The organism is Pseudomonas sp. 3296 (assembly GCF_031456615.1).
Classification (GTDB): domain Bacteria; phylum Pseudomonadota; class Gammaproteobacteria; order Pseudomonadales; family Pseudomonadaceae; genus Aquipseudomonas; species Aquipseudomonas mucoides.
Genome location: NZ_JAVDUY010000001.1, coordinates 698,647 through 715,923, shown reverse-complemented (window position 1 = coordinate 715,923; position 17,277 = coordinate 698,647). Strand labels below are relative to the sequence as shown.

16 protein-coding genes are annotated in these 17,277 nt (G+C 59.7%); 3 read left to right on the top strand and 13 right to left on the bottom strand.

Annotated elements, in window-relative coordinates:
* Nucleotides 1-9 precede the first annotated feature (9 nt).
* On the bottom strand, nucleotides 10-1,074 hold the full coding sequence (locus J2X66_RS03405) for an ABC transporter substrate-binding protein (protein ID WP_027922477.1): 1,065 nt from the start codon (nucleotides 1,072-1,074) through the stop codon (nucleotides 10-12).
* A 361-nt stretch (nucleotides 1,075-1,435) separates the two neighbouring features.
* On the opposite strand from J2X66_RS03405, the gene J2X66_RS03400 reads away from it, so the two are divergent.
* Nucleotides 1,436-2,149 (top strand): UTRA domain-containing protein, encoded by a 714-nt coding sequence (locus J2X66_RS03400; protein ID WP_027922478.1) that lies wholly within the window; start codon nucleotides 1,436-1,438, stop codon nucleotides 2,147-2,149.
* Nucleotides 2,150-2,255: 106 nt separating this feature from the next.
* On the opposite strand, the gene J2X66_RS03395 is transcribed toward J2X66_RS03400, so the two are convergent.
* The 7 genes from J2X66_RS03395 to minC all read right to left on the bottom strand — a co-directional run bounded on the left by J2X66_RS03395 (nucleotide 2,256) and on the right by minC (nucleotide 9,033).
* Complete coding sequence (locus tag J2X66_RS03395) at nucleotides 2,256-4,412, bottom strand: mechanosensitive ion channel family protein (protein WP_310260855.1); 2,157 nt, start codon at nucleotides 4,410-4,412, stop codon at nucleotides 2,256-2,258.
* 77 nt (nucleotides 4,413-4,489) lie between these two features.
* A complete protein-coding gene (locus tag J2X66_RS03390) occupies nucleotides 4,490-4,666 on the bottom strand; it encodes a hypothetical protein (RefSeq protein WP_172825912.1) in 177 nt (58 codons plus the stop codon).
* Nucleotides 4,667-4,823: 157 nt separating this feature from the next.
* Nucleotides 4,824-6,113 (bottom strand): M18 family aminopeptidase, encoded by a 1,290-nt coding sequence (locus J2X66_RS03385; RefSeq protein ID WP_310260851.1) that lies wholly within the window; start codon nucleotides 6,111-6,113, stop codon nucleotides 4,824-4,826.
* A 188-nt stretch (nucleotides 6,114-6,301) separates the two neighbouring features.
* Nucleotides 6,302-6,937, bottom strand: coding sequence for an RluA family pseudouridine synthase (locus J2X66_RS03380; RefSeq protein ID WP_027922481.1), 636 nt, complete (start codon nucleotides 6,935-6,937; stop codon nucleotides 6,302-6,304).
* Between the two features lie 90 nt (nucleotides 6,938-7,027).
* Entirely contained in the window at nucleotides 7,028-7,282 is a 255-nt protein-coding gene (gene minE, locus J2X66_RS03375) for a cell division topological specificity factor MinE (RefSeq protein ID WP_007944431.1), read from the bottom strand.
* A complete protein-coding gene (gene minD / locus J2X66_RS03370) occupies nucleotides 7,282-8,094 on the bottom strand; it encodes a septum site-determining protein MinD (RefSeq protein ID WP_310260847.1) in 813 nt (270 codons plus the stop codon). The genes minE and minD overlap by 1 nt, the downstream gene beginning before the upstream one ends.
* A 201-nt stretch (nucleotides 8,095-8,295) precedes the next feature.
* Nucleotides 8,296-9,033 (bottom strand): septum site-determining protein MinC, encoded by a 738-nt coding sequence (gene minC, locus J2X66_RS03365; RefSeq protein ID WP_310260845.1) that lies wholly within the window; start codon nucleotides 9,031-9,033, stop codon nucleotides 8,296-8,298.
* Nucleotides 9,034-9,151: 118 nt separating this feature from the next.
* Between minC and J2X66_RS03360 the strand changes: the two genes are divergently transcribed.
* A complete protein-coding gene (locus J2X66_RS03360) occupies nucleotides 9,152-10,084 on the top strand; it encodes a lipid A biosynthesis lauroyl acyltransferase (RefSeq protein WP_310260843.1) in 933 nt (310 codons plus the stop codon).
* 27 nt (nucleotides 10,085-10,111) lie between these two features.
* Nucleotides 10,112-11,284, top strand: a complete 1,173-nt coding sequence (locus J2X66_RS03355) for a patatin-like phospholipase family protein (RefSeq protein ID WP_310260840.1) — start codon at nucleotides 10,112-10,114, stop codon at nucleotides 11,282-11,284.
* 140 nt (nucleotides 11,285-11,424) lie between these two features.
* On the opposite strand, the gene J2X66_RS03350 is transcribed toward J2X66_RS03355, so the two are convergent.
* The 5 genes from J2X66_RS03350 to alc all read right to left on the bottom strand — a co-directional run bounded on the left by J2X66_RS03350 (nucleotide 11,425) and on the right by alc (nucleotide 17,225).
* A complete protein-coding gene (locus J2X66_RS03350; protein ID WP_310260835.1) occupies nucleotides 11,425-12,210 on the bottom strand; it encodes an outer membrane protein OmpK in 786 nt (261 codons plus the stop codon).
* A 500-nt stretch (nucleotides 12,211-12,710) separates the two neighbouring features.
* Nucleotides 12,711-14,069: a nucleobase:cation symporter-2 family protein gene (locus tag J2X66_RS03345; protein ID WP_310260832.1), complete on the bottom strand. Its 1,359-nt coding sequence runs from the start codon at nucleotides 14,067-14,069 to the stop codon at nucleotides 12,711-12,713.
* A 165-nt stretch (nucleotides 14,070-14,234) separates the two neighbouring features.
* A complete protein-coding gene (locus J2X66_RS03340; protein WP_310260829.1) occupies nucleotides 14,235-15,536 on the bottom strand; it encodes a urate hydroxylase PuuD in 1,302 nt (433 codons plus the stop codon).
* A gap of 50 nt (nucleotides 15,537-15,586) precedes the next feature.
* On the bottom strand, nucleotides 15,587-16,090 hold the full coding sequence (locus J2X66_RS03335) for an ureidoglycolate lyase (protein ID WP_007988150.1): 504 nt from the start codon (nucleotides 16,088-16,090) through the stop codon (nucleotides 15,587-15,589).
* A gap of 139 nt (nucleotides 16,091-16,229) precedes the next feature.
* Complete coding sequence (gene alc, locus J2X66_RS03330) at nucleotides 16,230-17,225, bottom strand: allantoicase (RefSeq protein ID WP_121733428.1); 996 nt, start codon at nucleotides 17,223-17,225, stop codon at nucleotides 16,230-16,232.
* Nucleotides 17,226-17,277 lie beyond the last annotated feature (52 nt).

The window sequence follows — 17,277 nt, the reverse complement described above, 5'->3', positions numbered from 1 at the left end:
TCTACCGGGTTACTGCATGTTGACGATGACTTCTTCGTTCCACTTCTGAGGAAGGGCCTTGGAGGTCTTTTCCCATGCATCGGCGTCTTTGATCGGCGTGACTTTTTTGTACTGCTCGTTAGGCAGCAGCTTGGCCTTCACGTCTTCTGGCAGTTTGATGTGCTCTGCACGGATCGGACGCGCGTTGCCTTTTGCCAGGTTGATCTGGCCGGCGTCGCTGAAGATGTATTCGCGGGTCAGCTTGGCGGCGTTCGGGTTTTTCGCGTACTTGTTGATGATGGTGGTGTAGCCGGAGATCACCGAACCATCGGATGGAATCAGCACGACGTAGTCATCCGGATTGGCCATCTTCGCTTTGTAGCTCAGACCGTTGAAGTCCCAGACCACGCCGACTTCGATTTCACCCTTTTCCATGGTGGCAATCGTCGGGTTGGCCATGGACAGGCGCCCCTGTTTGGCGATGTCTGCGAACAGCAGCAGGGCCGGTTGCAGGTTTTTCTCGTCGCCGCCATTGGCCAGGGCCGCCGCCAGTACGCCGTTGGCCGCCTGGGCCGCGGTGCTCACGTCACCGATGGACACCTTGTATTTACCGGTCTTGAGGTCAGCCCACTTGGTCGGTGCTTCCGAACCGTGCAGCAGCTTTTTGTTGACGATAAACGCGATGGTGCCGGTGTAGGCCAAAGCCCAGTTGCCGTCCTTGTCTTTAGCCCAGTCTGGCACTTGCGCCCAGGTCGTCGGCTTGTACGGTTGCACCACGCCTTGCTTGACGGCGATCGGGCCGAAGGCTGCGCCCACGTCGCCGATGTCAGCGCTGGCGTTGTCTTTTTCAGCGGCGAACTTGGCGATTTCCTGGGCCGAGCTCATGTCGGTGTCGATGTGCTTGAGGCCGTAGGTTTTAGCCAGATCTTCCCAGGTGCCTTTCCAGTTGGCCCAGTCATCGGGCATGCCGACGCTGTTGACTGCGCCTTCCGCTTTCGCAGCGGCTTCGAGGGTTTTCAAATCATCAGCCGCCATGGCGGCGGTGCACATGGCAATGGTCGAGCCTAACAGTGATGCCAGGAAAAGCTTTTTCATCCGAAGCTCCTTTGGGCGTTTTCAACGCTGCGATTGCGGTTGTGTTGGTCTAGGTCAGCAATACCTGAGCCAATTTAGGCGGGCTCGATGACACTTTCATGTCGGTCGTCGCCCGGCAGCACAATTATTTGCCCGGTATTGGCAGGTGCCCGGTAAGCGTAGACCATGGGCAAAGGCCCGGCACACAAGGGACTTGGCCGATGTATTGCAGGGGTTGAGGCGGACGATCGGATGACCGTTGGGTAGCTTTGTCATCTATCAGTCATCTGCACTGCCTACGCTTGCAGGATGAAAAATGAGCCGGCTTTCAGCGTGGTTCTGCCCCGAAACAGTGCTGGTCTAGTCCAGATAGGTAACGTTGATGCGTGATGAGGCAACGAAAGCGGTGACAGCCATCGGTCAGGTCCTGCAGGAACAGCTCGACCACGGTCTGTTGGCGCCTGGCAGCAAGCTACCGGCCGAGCGCAAGCTCAGTGAGTTGTTCGGGACCACCCGGATCACCGTGCGCGAGGCGTTGTTGCAGCTGGAAGCGCAGGGGCAGATTTATCGCGAAGAGCGCCGCGGCTGGTTCGTTTCGCCACCGCGCCTGGCCTACAACCTGATGCAACGCAGTCACTTTCACGCGATGGTCAGCGCGCAGGGCCGAGTGCCGTCCACCGAGGTGATTTCAGCGCGGTTGCAACCCGCCTCGGCAGCGGTGTGCGCGTGGTTGCAGTTGCCGGCGTTATCGAGCGTGATCCAGATCTGCCGCGCGCGGCGCATTGATGAGCGACTGGTGTTGTACGTGGAGCACTATTTGAACCCGCAGTATTTTCCGGGGATTCTCGAGTTTGATTTGAATCAGTCGATTACCGAGCTGTACGCACGGCATTACGATTTGCATTACGGGCGGGTGCGGTTCGAAATTGTGCCGACGTCGCTGTCGGTGGATGCGGCTGCGGCGCTGCGAGTGTCGGTGGGTAGCCCGGGGTTACGCATTGCCCGGGTCAATTATGATCAGCATGAGCGGCTGATCGACTGTGACCTGGAGTTCTGGCGGCATGATGCGATTCATGTCGGGGTGGATGTGGTTTAGTTCGCGGGAAACCGGGTTGACCCTATCGCGAGCAGGCTCACTCCTACAATTGAAATGCGTTCCAACTGTAGCGAGCCTGCTCGCGAAGGCGGCCTGACAGCCAAGGCTATTCCGTCTGCTGCCCCCCGGTAGCCGTAGCCACCTGAACACTCATGCGGGGCATTGCCAGGTCCAGTCCCGCCTCGTCCAGATGCCGCTTCAGCGACAGGTTGAACGCCCGCGAAACTTCCCACTGCTTGATTGGTGCGGTCTTGAACCGCGCGCGCAGGATCGCATTGCCGGACTCGAAACTCTCGACTCCCTGGATCTCCAGCGGCGACCAGATATTGCGTCGTTGCAGCGGATCGGTGCGCATTTTCTGCCCAACTTCGCGCATCAATTTGATCGCGCTATCAATGTCCATGTCGGACGGCACCGCCACCCGGAAGATCGCGTAGCCGAATTCCCGGGAGTAGTTCTTGATGCTTTTGATTTCGCTGAACGGGATGGTATGGACGATGCCGTCGATGTCCCGCAGGCGCACGGTGCGGATGGTCAATCCTTCGACGGTGCCCAGGTGGCCGCCGACGTCCACGTAGTCGTCGATGGCCAGTGAGTCTTCGATGATGATGAACAGCCCGGTGATCAAGTCCGCCACCAGCGACTGCGCACCGAAACCGATGGCAAGACCGATCACGCCGGCACCGGCCAGCAATGGCGTGACGTTCATGCCCATGTTCGCCAGCGCGACGATCAGCGCGACAATGAAAATCGCCACGAACAGCACGTTGCGGATCAGCGGCATCATCGTCTGCGCGCGGGCATTGGCCAGGCCTTTGCGCGAGCGGGTGAGCGCGTGGTGTACCGCGGTGTCGCTGAGGATCCAGATCAGCCAGGCGAAAATCAGTGTGCCAGCGAGGCTGAACAGTTTGACGCTGACTTCATGGCCTTCGCCTTCGGTGAAGGTGATCAGCGACATGCCCCAGACCCTCAGGCCGAGCTCGATGAACGCCAGCCACACCAGCAAGTGAGCGAGGGTGTAGAAAAAGTTTTTCAGGCGTTCCGAGTACAGCGCATGGCGCTTCACACCGCGTTGCGGTTTGAGGGCGTGACGGCGGACCAGTCCGTTGATGACCATGCATAACACCAGCAACACAGTGCAGATCAGCGACTGTCGCAGGGCAGTGCTGGTGTCGCCGGCCGAAACGAACGTGGCGAACAGCGAGACGCCCACCAGCACCAGTGCCGGGACGTACCAATAGGTGCCGAGAATTTCGATGGTGTCGCTGAGGGCGCGGCGGGTCAGGCGCCGGGACAACGGCTGATTGCGGATCAAGTGCGCGATCGGCCGGCGGAATCGCAGGATGAACAACCCGGTAGAAATCGCCGCCAGCACATTGGCCGCCGTCGCCGCCGTATGTGCCAGGTGACTGCCAAGCCCGGCGACCAGTCGCGGATCGCTCAGTGCTTCACCAAACGCGGCGAAACTGCCGATCAGCCACAATGGCCGAAACGCCTGGTGACGCAGGATATACAAGGCGCGGTGACGATGCGGACCATCCAGCAGGGAGAACGCGATCACGCAGATCGCCGAGAAGCACGTGCCGACCACCAGCGCGTAAGCCAGCACCATCGCCAGGCTTTTGCCCAGCGACGAGGGCAGGGCGTAGCTCATATAGACCGTGATCACCAGGGCGATCAGCCAGGGCCCGAGCTTGCGCAGGGCGAAGCGCAACATGTCCACGGCCTTGGGGTGTTGCGGCAGTTCTTCGGTCAGGCCAAAGCGCATGCGCACCCGATGACTGACCCAGATCAGCGCCGCTGCCAGCAGGCTCCAGACCATCAGGATCATGGCGAACGCGAAGATGATCGGCAGCCACTCGCTGGCCGGCATTATCAAGGCTGACAGTTCGTCTTTCGCCAGGCCAAACTCTTCAGACCAGCGATTGATCGGGCTGTCGGCCCCGGAGAATTGTTTTTCGAACGAGGCCAGCGTGCCACCGATCAAGCCGAGCACGCCTTCTTCGGCGGCCGGCTGAGCCTTTTTGGTGGCGTCGCGCAGCTTCTTCAGGTCGGCCAGCAGTTTGCTGCGCTGCTGGTCGTTTTCCAGCGACTTGATCACTTCATCCAGCGATTGCCCCAACGGTTCTTGCGCCTCTGGCTGGGCTTTCGTCGAGCCGCTGAGCAAGCTCGGCAAACCGGCTGCCTGGGCAGGCGCCATCGGCAGCAGCGTCATGAGGCAGACAAGGAAGAAACACGGCAGGGCGAATAGACGGGCGAGCACTAGGCGGTCAACCTCGGGATGAGCGGATCGACCGAGTGTACGAGCCCGTCTAAATCAATGCGAGTCGCAGGGCGGATTTATTCGTTGAGTTTGGCGAGGATCTTGAAAACCACGGTGCCGAAAATGATCAGCATGCCAATCCACATGGCAAATACACCGGCGTTTTTGTCGCGAAAGTTAAAGCCGATGGCCAGCATGATCATCCCGACGAGGATCGGGATCAGCATGGCGTGAAACGAAGACATCGAGATCATGGAGACTGCCTTGTCGAAAGGAATAATTAAAGTTTAGGTGGCTTTGGGTGACCGAGAGTGATGTGAATCAAGCAAAGTACATCGCGAGCAGGCTCACTCCTATAATTGAAATGCGTTCCAACTGTAGGAGCGAGCCTGCTCGCGAAGCTTTTGAGGATTACGGCAATTCCTGGCAGGCGTAAAACGCGCTCAGCACTTTGACCAGATGCGCCAGGTCATGACTGCCGCACAGTTCACGGATCGAGTGCATGGCAAACGTCGGCAAGCCGATGTCCACGGTGCGCACGCCCAAGTGGCTGGCGGTGATCGGGCCGATGGTCGAGCCGCAGCCCATGTCGCTGCGCACGACAAAGCTCTGCACCGGTACTTCTTCAGCCATGCACAGATGGCGGAAGAAGCCGGCGGTTTCGCTGTTGGTGGCGTAGCGCTGGTTGCTGTTGACCTTGATCACCGGGCCGGCGTTGAGTTTCGGGCCGTGGTTGGCGTCATGTTTTTCCGCGTAGTTGGGGTGCACGCCGTGGGCGTTGTCGGCGGAAACCAACAGGGATTTCTGGATGGTGCGCACGAACTCGTCACCTTCAGGCAACAGGCGGCGCAGCGTCTGCTCGAGCATGGGGCCATCAGCGCCGCACGCCGAACAGGAGCCGACTTCTTCGTGGTCGTTGCACACCAGCACGCAGGTTTCGTCGGTTTCTGCGCTCAGCAACGCTTGCAGGCCGGCGTAGCACGACAGCAGGTTGTCCAGGCGCGCACCGGCGATGAAGTCACCGTGGAGGCCGATGATCGCAGCGCTTTGGGTGTCGTAGAAACTCAGTTCGTAATCCAGCACGACGTCGGCGTTCAAACCATGTTCCAGCGCCAACTGGTTGGTGAGCACGGCGCGGAAATCCACGCGCTCGTCACCGGCGAATTGCGCGAGGATCGGCGGCAATTCGGTCTGTGCATTGATCGCCCAGCCCATGTTGGCTTCACGGTTAAGGTGAATCGCCAGGTTGGGAATGGTCGCGATGGGTGCCTTGAAGTCGATCAACTGGCTCTCGACCTTGCCATCACGGCGGAAGGTCACGCGGCCGGCGAGGGACAAGTCACGGTCGAACCACGGCGCCAACAATGCACCGCCGTAGACTTCGACGCCCAATTGCCAGAAACCCTGACGCTGCAGCTCAGGCTGCGGCTTGACCCGCAAGCACGGGCTGTCTGTGTGTGCGCCCACCAGGCGAATACCGCCATGCAGCGGCGAATGACGGCCCATCTTGATCGCGACGATGGAGGAGTCGTTACGGGTGACGTAGTAACGGCCATTGGCTTCGGTGGTCCAGGGGTCGCGCTCATCGAGTCGCACGAAACCGGCCGCTTCCAGGCGCTGGACGAGGCTGGCAGTGGCATGGAACGGGGTAGGGGAGGCCTTGAGGAAGTCGATCAGGCCTTGGTTCAACTCTTCGCGCATAAGAAGCTCCAGACAGCAATGGCGCCAGTTTAACGTATTGGTCGGGGAATTGGCGGTCGGCTGCGGGTGTGGAAATCACATGTAGGAGCCGAGCTTGCTCGCGATGACGATGCCACATTCAACGTGGATGTCGGTTGACAGACCGCTATCGCGAGCAAGCTCAGCTCCTACAGGTCAAGCATTGGCTGTCAGAACGGGGCAGGGCACTCGAAGCGCAGGCGCTCACCGGTTTGCGGGTGGGTGAAGCTGAGCATGCTGGCGTGCAGGCAAAGGCGCGGCCAGGCGGCCAGGGCCTGCTCGTGGGCGTAGAGCCCGTCACCCAGCAGCGGGTGGCCGATGGAAAGCATGTGCACGCGCAGTTGGTGCGAGCGGCCGGTGATCGGCGTCAGCTCGACACGGCACCAGTCGCCACAGCGTTCCAGCACCCGCCAGAACGTCAGGGCGTGCTTGCCGAATTCGTGGTCGACCACATGGCGTGGCTTGGTCGGCGGGTCATAGCGCAAGGGCAGGTCGATGCTGCCGCTGTCCAGTTCCGGCTGGCCCCAGCACAGCGCCGTGTAGGCTTTTTCGGTTTCGCGGTCGTGAAATTGCCGAGATAACTCCCGATGAGTGTCCGGGTCACGGGCCAGCAGGATGATGCCGGAGGTTTCCCAGTCCAGGCGATGGACGATTCGCGCTTCCGGGTAGCCGTTTTCTTGCAGGCGAGTAATCAGGCAATCCTTGTTGTCGTCAGCCCGGCCAGGGACGGAGAGCAACAGAGTCGGTTTGTTCACCACCAGTACGGCGGCGTCCTGATGAAGAATGTGGACATTGGACAACGGCATTAAAACAGCCTCGTAACAAACGCCAACGGCGGCTCAAGTCCCTTCCAGTGATAGAAGGGCCCTGAGCCGCCGTGGCTCCGACCGGATCGATTAACGATCCGGCAGGGTGATATTGAGCTCCAGAATCGAGCAGCTGCCCTGGTTTTCCAGAGCGACGTGCACGTCATCGGACCCGATATTGACGTATTTGCGGATCACTTCGACCAGTTCCTTCTGCAAGGCTGGCAGGTAGTCCGGCGTACTGCGTTGGCCGCGTTCATGCGCCACGATGATCTGTAGACGCTCTTTCGCTACCGATGCGGTACTTGGCTTCTTGTTGGCACGAAAGAAGTCAAAAATGTTCATTACCTACCTCCAAACAGGCGCTCGAAGAATCCCTTCTTCGTGACATCGAGGAAACGATGTTCCTTTTCTTTGCCCAGGAGGCGATCAACCGTATCGCTATAAGCCTGGCCCGCGTCGCTTTGGTCGTCGAGAATCACTGGCACGCCCTGGTTGGAGGCTTTGAGGACCGCCTGGGATTCCGGGATCACGCCGAGCAATTTGATCGAGAGGATTTCCTTGACGTCTTCAACGCTGAGCATCTCGCCTTTCTCGACACGCTCCGGGTGGTAGCGGGTAATCAGCAGGTGTTCCTTGATCTGCTCTTCGCCACGTTCGGCGCGACGGGATTTGCTGGCCAGCAGGCCAAGCATACGGTCCGAGTCACGTACCGAGGACACTTCCGGGTTGGTCACGACAATCGCTTCATCAGCGAAGTACATGGCCAGGTGGGCGCCTTTCTCGATGCCCGCCGGGGAGTCGCAGACCACGAACTCAAATTGTTCCTTGAGCTCCATCAGGACTTTTTCCACGCCTTCCACCGTCAGCGCGTCTTTGTCGCGAGTCTGGCTGGCGGCCAGGACGTAGAGGTTTTCCAGGCGCTTGTCTTTGATCAGGGCCTGTTGCAGGTTGGCTTCGCCGTTCACCACGTTGACGAAGTCATACACCACGCGACGCTCGCAACCCATGATCAGGTCGAGGTTACGCAGGCCGACGTCGAAGTCGACGATCACTGTTTTGTGACCACGCAGAGCGAGGCCGGTACCGATAGCGGCGCTGGTGGTGGTCTTACCCACACCACCCTTGCCGGATGTAACCACGAGAATCTTGGCCAAGGTGTTTCACCCCTAAGGAAAAAGGACTTTTAGCCCCTGAAAAACATCTCTTGAAAAACTACTGCAGTCGGACAGCCTTGGCTGGAATCCGGTCCTGGGCGGGGCTTACCTCCGGTAAACACTGCTTTTGGCCGTTTTCCTACTTCGTTTGAGCCGTTTTCGCTACGTTTTAGAGATGCTTGGAAAATGCGGCAGTATCCGTTAAAGCCGAATGATGTTCAACACGTCGCCGGACAGGCTGACTTGTACACCCGCGCCCCACAACGGGTCGCGACGCAGATCCTCGGAGACCTTGTAGTGGCCTGCGATGGACACCAGTTCAGCGCTCATTTGCTGACAGAAAATCCTGGCTTTCGTGTCGCCCTTGACGCCGGCCAGCACTCGACCGCGCATCGGGCCGTATACATGGATGTTCCCATCGGCGAGAAGTTCCGCGCCCGGGCTGACCGAGGAGATCACCACCAAATCGCAACCCTGGGCATAAATCTGCTGGCCACCCCGTACTGGCGACGTAATGATTTTCGTCGGTTTGATGGTCGGTTCCGGCGGTTTTTCCGGTTTTTTCTTCACCTGACCTTCAAGGGGATCGAGCGCACGCTCACGGGCACCGGACGGCGGCAGCACCGGCAGATCGACGGCAATGGCGGCCGCGATGTCCTCGATGCGACTGGCGCGGATGGCCAGGGTGCGCAAGCCATGCTGGCGACAGACACGCATCAGCCCCGGCAAATCCACCGAGCCTTCGCTGGCCGGGAGCTTGTCCAGGGCCAGCACCAGCGGGGCATTGCTGAAAAAGTTAGGCGCCTGTGCGACCTTGGCGGCCAATTGCCGATCAAGGTTCTCGAGGTCGTTGCGGGCCAGTTCCAGCACCGTAATGGCGAGCATGCTGCCCTTCAACTGGAACACGGGATCCTGGTCTTGCGATTCGGTTTGGCTCATGGTCGGCATACAACGGCTTGTCACTAAAAGTGCCGAGACTTATAACGAGAACGCCCGCAAGCCGCAAGCCGGGTCGAACGATGTAGAATGCGCGGCCATTGTCTTTCCGGAACCTTTAATGGATCGCCCGCGTTTTCGAAAAACATTTCTAATGCCGCGTTTCTGGCCGCTGTGGTGTGGCTTGGGGCTGTTGTGGCTGATTGTTCAATTGCCATATCCGGCGTTGCTGTTTATCGGTCGCCTGCTCGGTGCCTTGATGTATCGGGTGGCCGGCGACCGACGGCGCATCGCCAAACGCAACCTTGAGCTGTGTTTCCCTGAAAAGTCGGTTGCCGAGCGCAAGCGCCTGCTCAAGGAAAACTTTGCCTCCACCGGCATCGCCTTCTTCGAAATGGCCATGAGCTGGTGGTGGTCGCGTCAGCGTTTGGCCAAATTGGCCCATGTCGAAGGCCTGGAGCACCTCAAGAAGGCCCAGCGCGACGGCAAGGGCGTGATCCTGATGGCGTTGCATTTCACCACCCTGGAAATCGGCGCGGCGCTGTTGGGGCAGCAGCACACCATCGACGGCATGTACCGCGAGCACAAGAACCCGCTGTTCGACTACGTCCAGCGTCGGGGTCGCGAACGGCACAACCTTGATTCGCTGGCGGTCGAGCGCGACGATGTGCGCGGCATGCTCAAGCTGCTGCGCGCCGGCCGCGCGATCTGGTACGCACCCGATCAGGACTACGGCGCCAAGCAAAGTATTTTCGTGCCGCTGTTCGGCATTCAGGCAGCCACAGTGACCGCTACCAGCAAGTTTGCGCGGCTGGGCAAGGCTTTGGTGGTGCCGTTCACTCAGGAGCGTCTGGCGGACGGCAGCGGCTATCGACTAGTGATCCATGCACCGCTCGAAGGTTTCCCCGGCGAGACCGAAGAGGCCGATTGCATCCGCATCAATCAGTGGGTCGAAGGTGCCTTGCGTGAATGCCCGGAGCAGTACCTCTGGGCCCATCGCCGCTTCAAGAGTCGGCCACCCGGCGAGCCCAAGTTGTACAAAAAACGCGGTTGACCCCTTTAAGCGTCATGGAGTGTTGCGATGAGTCCTGCTGAACCGGTTACAGGGTTGATTCTTTCCGGCGGCGGGGCTCGGGCGGCGTATCAGGTAGGCGTGCTGGCGGCGATTGCCGAGTTGCTGCCGATGGGCGCGGCGAACCCGTTTCCCGTGATCGTCGGTACTTCGGCTGGCGCGATCAACGCGGTCAGCCTCGCCAGTGGCGCGATGGATTTTCGCGGTGCCATCGAGCGTTTGACCGCGTTCTGGCAGGGCTTTCGCAGCCATCTGGTGTTGCGCAGTGACTGGCCCGGCGTCATCCATCAGGCCAGCCGGTTTGTCAGTCACAGTTTGCTCGGGCTGGGCGCTCATGTGCCGGTGGCGTTGCTCAACAGTTCGCCGCTGCGCGGTTTGCTCAATGACAAACTGGACATGGCCGGCATCGCTGAAGCCATTGCCCAGAAACAGTTGCAGGCGGTCGCGGTGACGGCGTTCGGCTACGAGTCCGGTCAGGCGGTCACCTTCTATCAGGGCGGCGGCACCATCGATTCGTGGCTGCGCCATCGGCGTATCGGCATTCCGACACAATTGAGTGTCGAGCATTTGCTGGCCAGTTCGGCCATTCCCTTGCTGTTCGCCCCGGTGAAAATCGGCGAGGAATATTTCGGCGACGGTGCGGTGCGCCAATCCGCGCCCATCAGCCCGGCGTTGCACCTGGGCGCCAGTCGCGTGCTGGTGGTGGGTGTCAGCGGCAACCCGCGCGGCGTTGATCCGCAGCAGCCGCTGCAACGCGCCTACACCGGGCAACAGCCGACGCTGGCGCAGATCGGCGGGCATCTGCTCAACAGTACATTCATTGACAGCCTGGAAAGCGACATCGAGTTGTTGCAGCGTCTGAACCAGTTCAGCCACTTGATGCCTGCGGGTACGCCGACCCGTGCGCTGGGCGTGGCGCCGGTGGAGGTGTTGGTGATTTCGCCGAGTCAGCCAATCGATGAGATTGCGGCTCGGCATCGGCAGGAATTACCGGCAGCGTTGCGCCTGTTTCTGCGTGGGCCGGGGGCAACGAAGACGAGCGGGGCGGGGGTGTTGAGTTACCTGCTGTTCGAGGCGGGGTATTGCAGCGAATTGATTGATCTGGGGCGGCGGGATGCGTTGGCCAAGCGTGAAGCACTTTGCCGGTTTCTCGGGTTGGCGGAGTCTGTGGTTACGGCTTGAGATCGGCGGCGCGGCCATCGCGGGCAAGCCACGCTCCCACGGGGTTTGATGCCGTTGACATCATTTGAGAATGACCTGAAACCCTGTGGGAGCTTGGTTTGCCCGCGATGGCGTCTTTTCAGACGCCACTTACAACCGGATTAGAAGTGGAACTTCACCAGGAGGCTGGTCGCGCTCTGGTCGGTAGTGAACGAGTGGGAGTCTTCGATCCCGTACTTGTCTTTCCAGTAGTCATACTCAATACCTACGTACAACTGCTTCGCACCGACATTCAGCGCCTTGCCCAAGTCGTATTTGACCTGTGGGTTGAAGTGCAGGTTGGCGTGGTATTCGCCCTTGTTGTTGACGTCGTTGTCGACCACCCAGTCCATATAACCGTCGATCAGGATGCTCGAATCACCGACCGGGATGGTATAGGACCAGACCGGAGTGATCTGCCAGACATTGTCGCCGGGACGATCGCCTTCGCTGTGGCGATTGTAGAAGTTCAGCTGGAAGTAGTCGAAACCGGGGATCGCCAGGTCGAAGCCAGGACCGATCAGGTACGACTCGCTGTCACCCTCGCCAAACTCGTAGGTCATCGCCAGCAGCACGTCTTTGATCGGGCCGAATTCGATCTTTTGATCGAGCACCTTGCCCAGCGAAATGCGTGGCTGGAACTCGCCGTAGTAGGTGTTAGGACCGTTGTTGAAGTCCTTGCCACCGTTGTAGAAAATCTTGTCGACGAAGAAGAAGTTATCCCCGTATTTCCAGGCGTCAGCGTGCTCGAAGGTCACGGTTTGCTGAATGGCCGGGTTGACCTTGAAGTCCTTGCCGTAGAGGTAAGTCAGGCTGTTGGTCTGCCATTGCAACAGGTCGCCGGCCATGGCCTGGCCGCCGGCCAGTAAAGATCCCGCGAGCATCAGGCTGGTGCACGTACGTTTCATTCGGTTGCTCCCAAAAAGTAGGTGGTTCCACGTTATTTTTTTAAGACCGGCGCTCTGGTGTGGCGCCTGTTTCTGTAGCGGTAAAAAATCATCCAGTCGGTCAGCTTTAATGCTGTTAGCAAGAGCTGCGCCAAGGCTTTCAAAAAGCATAAAAACTCCCGTTCGGCTGCTCAAAAACAGTCGATTGAGAGGAGGGGTGGAGTGCCTTGGTACCGTCCAGAGCCGGAATAAGCTGGCTTTTTGGTCAGGAATTAAATCCGGGCTTTTTTTTAAAGCGGATTCAGGCGGCCGCGGAGAATACTGACTACTCGGACAGGTCTCAAGTGCCCCGCGACAGCGCACCGACGACAGGTGTGGGGCACGGTTGGCGGAGGTTGGTCGCTCGTCGCAAAACGAGCGGCTTGAGTCGTTAAAAACCATCTGTTGCTTCCTCTTGTTTTTATTGTTGAGGCGCAGTCAGCCATGGGCTGCCAGAAGGCAGCCCTGTTCATGGGGGTTGATCAGTGCGTGTGTGCAGTGCAGTCGTTAATGGCCGCGCGCTCGGCGCCACCCAGAATGTTGAACAGCAGGTTCAGCGTCAGGGCGCTGATCGTAGCCATGGCGATACCGCTGTGGGTAATCGGGCTCATCCATACCGGCAGGTGTGCAAAAAATTCGGGGCGTACCACCGGGATCAAGCCCATGCCGATGCTGACGGCCACCAACAGTTGATTCCGCCGGTCACCGATGTCGGCTTCCTGAAGAATCTTGATCCCGGTCGCGGCAACCATGCCGAACATCGCAATCGCCGCACCGCCGAGGACCGCTGGCGGAATCGACGCCACCAGGAAGGCGGCTTTGGGCAGCAGGCTCAAGACGATCAACAAACCACCGGCGACGATGGTCACCGAACGGCAGCGCACGCCGGTCATCTGCACCAGGCCGATGTTCTGCGCGAAAGAGGAGTGGGTGAAGGTGTTGAAGAACCCGGCGAAGAACGAGGCGCCGGCATCACACAGCAAGCCGCGACGCAGCATCCGTGGGCAGACTTCCTGGCCGGTAATCTTGCCAAGGGCGAGGAACATCCCGGTGGACTCGACAAAGATGATCACCACCACCAGGCACATCGACAAAATCGGCGCGAGTTCAAACCTGGGCATGCCGAAATGCAGTGGGGTGACGAATTGCAGCCACGGCGCTTGCGCCATGCCGCTGAGGTCGACCATGCCGATCAGGCCGCAGAGCACGTAGCCCAGGCACATGCCGATCAGCACTGAAATATTGACCCAGAACCCGCGCATGAAACGGTGCACCAGCAAAATGGTGCCCAGCACCAGCGCGGCGATGGTCAGGTAAATAGGCGAGCCGAATTGTGTGGCGCTGGCACCGCCGCCGGCCCAATTCACGGCCACGGGAAACAGCGACAAACCGATCGAGGTGATGACCGTGCCGGTCACCAGAGGCGGGAAGAAGCGTACGACTTTGGACATGAACGGCGCGATGAGCAGGCCGAAGAACCCGGCGGCGATGGTCGCGCCGAAGATCCCTTGCAGACCGATCCCGGGCATGCCGGCCATGGCAACCATGCTGCCGACGGCGGCGAAACTGGCGCCCATCATCACCGGCATTCGGATACCCATAGGGCCAATGCCCAGCGACTGGACGATGGTGGCGATGCCGGCAACCAGCAGGTCGGCGTTAATCAGAAAAGCGATTTCTTCACGACTCAGGCCAGCGGCCTGTCCGATGATCAGCGGCACCGCGATGGCGCCGCCGTACATCAGCAAAACATGTTGCAGACCGACCAGGATCAGTTGCAAAAGGGGCAAGCGCTGAATGGCGGGTGCGTCGGGGATGCGCGCTTCGGATAGCTCGGACATGCAACACCTCGGATCTTTTTTATTCTTGTGATGTACAGCTGCGGTGCTGCTGGCAGCTGTTTTCGAATCAGGTGGGCCGCGTTGCGGCCAATCGCAGGCAAGCCAGCTCCCACACAGGCAATACAAAACCTGTGGGAGCGAGCTTGCTCGCGATGCTTTTGCTACTTAATTGGTCTGAGCTCCCTGCACAATCCACGCACCGATCAGGTCACGTTCCTGCTGGGTCATCTGCGTGATGTTGCCCAGTGGCATGATCTGGCTGGTGACGGCCTGAGCCTGGATGCGCGGTGCGTTCTGGCGGATCTGCTCGGGGGTATCGAACATCACACCGGCAGGCGCGGCGCTGAACAGCGGGCTGGTCGGTTTGGCCGAGTGGCAAACTGCGCAACGTTCCTGAATCACACTGTGGACCTTGTCGAAACCAGGGCCGGCGTTAGAGGCCTGAGCCGGTGCCGGGGCGGGTGTTTCTGCGGGTTTGGCTTCAGCGGGTTTCAGGCCACCACCCACAGCCGTTTCCGGCAGCGGTTGGTATTCGATCTTCGCAGGCGCATTGGCCACGTCCGGGCTGGTCATCGGCGCAGGGCCGGTGACGTAAGCCAGGCTGATCATGCCGACGGCGGCTACTGGCAGCGTCCAGGCGAACTTGTGGCTGTCATGACGGGTGTTGAAGTAGTGACGCACCAACACCGCCAGCACCGCGATCCCGGCCAGGATCAGCCAGTTGTACTGGCTGCCGTAGGTGCTCGGGAAGTGGTTGCTGATCATGATGAACAGCACCGGCAAGGTGAAGTAGTTGTTGTGACGCGAACGCAGCAAGCCTTTGGCCGGCAGTGCCGGATCCGGCGTGCGGTTCTCGGCAATCGCCGCTACCAGTGCGCGTTGCGCCGGCATGATGATGCGGAACACGTTGCCGACCATGATAGTGCCGATGATCGCGCCGACATGCAGGTACGCACCACGACCGCTGAACACTTTGCTGAAGCCGTAAGCGGCGCCAATGATCAGCACGAACAGGATGAAACCGAGCAGGGCAGGGCGTTTACCCAGGGCCGAGTCGCAGAGGAAGGAGTAGACGAACCAGCCGACGAACAGCGAGCCGATGCCCAACATGACACCTTCAGGGCCGGTCAGGCTGCTGCCCGGTGCCAGCAGGTACAGCGTCGGGTTGGAGTAGAACACCACGCACAGCAGCGCGATCCCCGACATCCAGGTGAAGTAGGCTTCCCATTTGAACCAGTGCAGGTTGTCCGGCATGGTCGGTGGAGCCAGTTTGTATTTTTCCAGGTGATAGATACCGCCGCCGTGGATCGCCCACAGATCGCCCGCCAGACCACTTTTCGGGTTGACCCGATTGAGGTTGTTTTCCAGCCAGACGAAATAGAACGACGCACCGATCCAGGCCACGCCAGTAATCATGTGAACCCAGCGCACGCTCAGGTTCAGCCATTCCAACAGATGTGCTTCCACAGTCTTTACCTCTCGCCTGTCACTCTGTTGTCGAGTGATCAGACCTTCTCTTATTGGTGGGGGGCGAGGATCAAACGCTCATCCTCTTTGAAAAAATGCTCATCGCAGTTATTGCCTGTGCCACTGCGATCAACCACCAGGAAGTCATCCCGCTTTTCGATCGTCAGCACCGGGTGGTGCCAGACGCCGCGATGGTAATTAATGCCCTGCCTGCCGTTGGTGACGAAGGCGCGGACCAAGCCTGATACAGGTTCATCGCCAAGTGGCGCGACCACGATCAGAAAAGGGTTGCCGAGCAGCGGAATGAAAGCCTGGCTGCCCAGCGGGTGACGCTCCAGCATGCTGACGGTCAGCGGCATGTCCTGCGCGTCGGCGCGGAAAATGCTGATGATCGCCTTGTCCTCTGGCGTGGCGGTTTCAACCGTCGCCAGTTTGTGAAAGCGCATGGTCGAACCGTTGTTGATCATGAAGTGATCGCTGCCGTCGGTTTCGATCACGTCACCGAAAGGGGCGAAGGCTTCTTTGGTCAAAGGTTCAATCGTCAGTGTGCGCATGCTGGTCTTCTTGATCTTTTGAATTTGATCGTTCCCACGCTCTGCGTGGGAACGCCGCCATGGACGCTCCGCGTCCACTGTGACGCGGAGCGTCACGGTATGCATTCCCACGCCGAGCGTGGGAACGATCATCTACACCTTATTTAGCAACCTTGCCAAGAACGCGCAGGCGGCTCACACCCCCATCCGGGAACACGTTCAGGCGAATGTGGGTGATCGGGCCCAGCGCCTTGATCTGCTCGGCGAAGGTGTGTTCGGCGTGCATTTCCAGTTTCTGCGCCGGCAGCAGTTCGCGCCAGAACAACGATTGGGTTTCGATCTGGCTGTCGGTGCCGCCTTTCACGAATGCGCCCTGGATCGAGCAGGTGTCGGGGTAGTTGCCCTTGAAGTGCAGGGTGTCGACGATGACTTTCTCGACTTCACCGGCATGACCCAACGCGACGATCACCCAGTCATTGCCAGGGGTACGACGGCGTGCAGTTTCCCAGCCGTCGCCCATGTTGATGCCACGGCCCGGGTTGAGGATGTTGCTCATGCGACCGAAGTGTTCGTCGGAGCAGGCGAGGGCGCGGCCACCATTCAGGGCTGCGGCCAAGTCGATTTGTTCATTGTCGCCCACAGCAGACCAGTCGCGGTGCGGCACGCCGTACACGCGCAGACGGGCCACGCCGCCATCCGGGTAGATGTTGAAGCGCAGGTGGCTGAACGCCTGATCGTTGTTGATTTCGTGGAAGTGGTGGCTGTTGCCTTGCAGCTCGACGGCCGACAGCACTTCAACCCACTGGGTGTTTTCAGTCGGCTCGCCTTCAGCCAGGAAACAGGCTTCCAGGGAGGCCGACGGCGGGAAGTTGCCGGTGAAGAATGAAGTGTCGATGTCGACGCCTTTGATCGAGCCTGGAACACCGAGGCGGATCACGGCGCTGTCGTAGCCTTCGAAGCGCTTGCGGCGCGACTCCCAGCCATCCATCCACTTGCCGTTGTCATCGAACACGCCTTCTTTCCACACAGCCGGGGTTGGCTGGAACAGGCGGTTGGCGTCAGCGAACCAGTCATCGGTGACCGAGATGATTTTGGTGCCCAGGCGGGCGTCGGCCAGGTTGACGAACTTCTCGAAAGGTACGGCGTAAGCTTTCATTCTTCTTGTCTGCCTTTAATAAGTTGGCTTGGGATGCTTGCAGTGCCCTGGG

Coding starts and splice junctions, on each gene's coding strand:
- J2X66_RS03405 (WP_027922477.1), bottom strand. CDS start 1,074: ATGAAAAAGCTTTTCCTGGCATCACTGTTAGGCTCGACCATTGCCATG.
- J2X66_RS03400 (WP_027922478.1), top strand. CDS start 1,436: ATGCGTGATGAGGCAACGAAAGCGGTGACAGCCATCGGTCAGGTCCTG.
- J2X66_RS03390 (WP_172825912.1), bottom strand. CDS start 4,666: ATGATCTCGATGTCTTCGTTTCACGCCATGCTGATCCCGATCCTCGTC.
- J2X66_RS03385 (WP_310260851.1), bottom strand. CDS start 6,113: ATGCGCGAAGAGTTGAACCAAGGCCTGATCGACTTCCTCAAGGCCTCC.
- J2X66_RS03380 (WP_027922481.1), bottom strand. CDS start 6,937: ATGCCGTTGTCCAATGTCCACATTCTTCATCAGGACGCCGCCGTACTG.
- minE (WP_007944431.1), bottom strand. CDS start 7,282: ATGAACATTTTTGACTTCTTTCGTGCCAACAAGAAGCCAAGTACCGCA.
- minC (WP_310260845.1), bottom strand. CDS start 9,033: ATGAGCCAAACCGAATCGCAAGACCAGGATCCCGTGTTCCAGTTGAAG.
- J2X66_RS03360 (WP_310260843.1), top strand. CDS start 9,152: ATGGATCGCCCGCGTTTTCGAAAAACATTTCTAATGCCGCGTTTCTGG.
- J2X66_RS03355 (WP_310260840.1), top strand. CDS start 10,112: ATGAGTCCTGCTGAACCGGTTACAGGGTTGATTCTTTCCGGCGGCGGG.
- J2X66_RS03350 (WP_310260835.1), bottom strand. CDS start 12,210: ATGAAACGTACGTGCACCAGCCTGATGCTCGCGGGATCTTTACTGGCC.
- J2X66_RS03345 (WP_310260832.1), bottom strand. CDS start 14,069: ATGTCCGAGCTATCCGAAGCGCGCATCCCCGACGCACCCGCCATTCAG.
- J2X66_RS03335 (WP_007988150.1), bottom strand. CDS start 16,090: ATGCGCACACTGACGATTGAACCTTTGACCAAAGAAGCCTTCGCCCCT.
- alc (WP_121733428.1), bottom strand. CDS start 17,225: ATGAAAGCTTACGCCGTACCTTTCGAGAAGTTCGTCAACCTGGCCGAC.